The following is a 2,902-nucleotide window of genomic DNA, read 5'->3' on the forward strand; positions in this document are numbered from 1 at the left end:
AAGGGCGCGCGGTGGATGCCTAGGCTCTCGGAGGCGATGAAGGACGCGATAAGCCGCGATAGGCCACGGCGAGGTGCAAGTAACCCTTGACCCGTGGATTTCCGAATGGGGCAACCCGGCTGGATAGATTCCAGTCATCCTAAATGGAGGCGAACGCGGGGAACTGAAACATCTCATTACCCGCAGGAGAAGAAAACAACAGTGATTCCCCCAGTAGTGGCGAGCGAACGGGGAATAGCCCAAACCGTTGCCGTTTCGGCGACAACGGGGTCATGGGACCGCGATATTCGCGATAACATCAAGCGCAATTACCTGGAAAGGTAAGCCGTGGAGGGTGATAGCCCCGTGCGCGTAAATTGTTATCAAGATAGCGGTATCCCGAGTAGGGCGGGACACGAGAAATCCTGCCTGAATTCACCAGGACCGCCTGGTAAGGCTAAATACTCCCGAGAGACCGATAGTGAACCAGTACCGCGAGGGAAAGGTGAAAAGCACCCCTAGCCGGGGAGTGAAATAGACCCTGAACCCGCGCGCCTACAAGCGGTCGGAGCCGGTCAGTCCGGTGACGGCGTGCCTTTTGCATAATGAGCCTACGAGTTAGTCGTCACCAGCGAGGTTAAGTCCTTCAGGGACGTGAGCCGAAGTGAAAGCGAGCCTCTAAAGGGCGTTAAGTTGGTGGCGCTAGACGCGAAACCTTGTGATCTACCCTCGTGCAGGTTGAAGTCGCGGTAACACGTGATGGAGGACCGAACCGGTAAACGTTGAAAAGTTTTCGGATGACGCGAGGGTAGGGGTGAAAGGCCAATCAAACTGGGAAATAGCTCGTACTCTCCGAAATGCATTTCGGTGCAGCCTGTGGTGTTCTGTTCTAGAGGTAGAGCTACTGATTGGACGCGAGGGCTTCACCGCCTATCAAATCCGGATAAACTCCGAATGCTAGAACACCATAACCATGGAGTGAGCCCGCGGGTGCTAAGGTCCGCGGACGAGAGGGGAAGAACCCAGACCACCCGCTAAGGTCCCCGATGGACGGTTAAGTTGATAAAACGAGGTGGGATCGCGAAGACAGCTAGGATGTTGGCTTGGAAGCAGCCATTCATTTAAAGAGTGCGTAACAGCTCACTAGTCGAGTGATCCCGCGTGGATAATACACGGGCATTAAACCGTCAACCGAAGCGGTGGGGTTAGCAGTAGCTAACCGGTAGGAGAGCATTCCTGTCGGCGCCGAAGGTGTATCGCGAGGTACGCTGGAGCGTCAGGAAAAGCAAATGTAGGCATAAGTAACGATAATGGGGGCGAGAACCCCCCACGCCGAAAGACCAAGGATTCCCCGGCAATGCCAATCAGCCGGGGGTCAGCCGGCCTCTAAGGCTAACCCGAGTGGGGATGCCGACGAGAAACGGGTTAACATTCCCGTGCTTCTCGTCACCGTTACGCGGTGACGGGGTGACCAAGGAACCGCGCGCTGACGGAATAGCGCGTTGAAGACCGTACCCTGTGACGGTGGTAGTCAAGCACGCCACCCGAGGCGAAAGTCGATAGTACCGCGAGGCCTCGGCCGAGCGGATAGCGTTCCGGGCGTTAACCCCCGAGAAAACCCGCTAAACTTCAAGTGACGAGGAACCGTACTGTAAACGGACACACGTGGTCTGGTAGAGGATACCGAGGCGCTCGAGTGATTCATGGTCAAGGAACTAGGCAAAATAGTCCTGTAACCTCGGGATAAAGGACGCTCTAGTGATAGAGCCGCAGAGAAATGGCCCAGGCGACTGTTTACCAAAAACACATGGCTATGCCAAATCGAGAGATGACGTATATGGCCTGACACCTGCCCGGTGCCGGAAGGTTAAGAGGAGAGCTTAGACGAAAGTCGAGGGTTTGAATTGAAGCCCCGGTAAACGGCGGCCGTAACTATAACGGTCCTAAGGTAGCGAAATTCCTTGTCGGGTAAGTTCCGACCTGCACGAATGGTGTAACGATCTGGGCACTGTCTCGACCATGAGCTCGGTGAAATTGTAGTTCCGGTGAAGATGCCGGGTACCCGCGACGGGACGGAAAGACCCCGTGAACCTTTACTGCAGCTTCGCGTTGTTCCCGGGCACGGGACGTGTAGGATAGGTCGGAGGCAATGAAGCGGTTTCGCCAGGAATCGTGGAGCCATCGTTGAAATACGACCCTTCTCTTGTCTGGGATCTAACTCTTTGTAAGAGGACACCGCGTGGTGGGTAGTTTGACTGGGGTGGTCGCCTCCAAAAGCGTAACGGAGGCTTCCAAAGGTACCCTCCGGTTGATTGGTAATCAACCTTCGAGTGCAATGGCACAAGGGTGCTTGACCGGGAGACACACAAGTCGATCGGGTGCGAAAGCAGGGCATAGTGATCCGGTGATCCCGCGTGGAAGGGTCATCGCTCAAAGGATAAAAGGTACTCCGGGGATAACAGGCTGATCGCTCCCAAGAGCTCATATCGACGGAGCGGTTTGGCACCTCGATGTCGGCTCGTCACATCCCGGGGCTGGAGAAGGTCCCAAGGGTTCGGCTGTTCGCCGATTAAAGTGGCACGCGAGCTGGGTTCAGAACGTCGTGAGACAGTTCGGTCCCTATCTGTCGTGGGCGTTGGAGATTCGCGAGGTCCTGACTCTAGTACGAGAGGACCGGGTTGGACGCGCCGCTAGTGAACCGGTTATGACGCCAGTCGTACGGCCGGGTAGCCACGCGCGGACGGGATAAGCGCTGAAAGCATCTAAGCGCGAAGCCTGCCTCAAGATGAGATCTCCTTGTAGGGTCGTTGTAGACGACGACGTTGATAGGCCACAGGTGTAAAGCCGGTGACGGCAAAGCCGAGTGGTACTAATCACCCGAAAGTTGACGTTCGGCGGGTTAGATGATACGTTTAACGTTCCG

Annotated in this window: 1 rRNA gene; it reads left to right on the plus strand. The window is 55.9% G+C overall.

Annotated elements, in window-relative coordinates:
• Nucleotides 1-2,865, plus strand: a 23S ribosomal RNA gene (locus L0M98_RS22490).
• Nucleotides 2,866-2,902: the final 37 nt, after the last annotated feature.

The sequence above is a fragment of the Butyricimonas sp. DFI.6.44 genome (assembly GCF_022132345.1).
GTDB lineage: Bacteria > Bacteroidota > Bacteroidia > Bacteroidales > Marinifilaceae > Butyricimonas > Butyricimonas muris.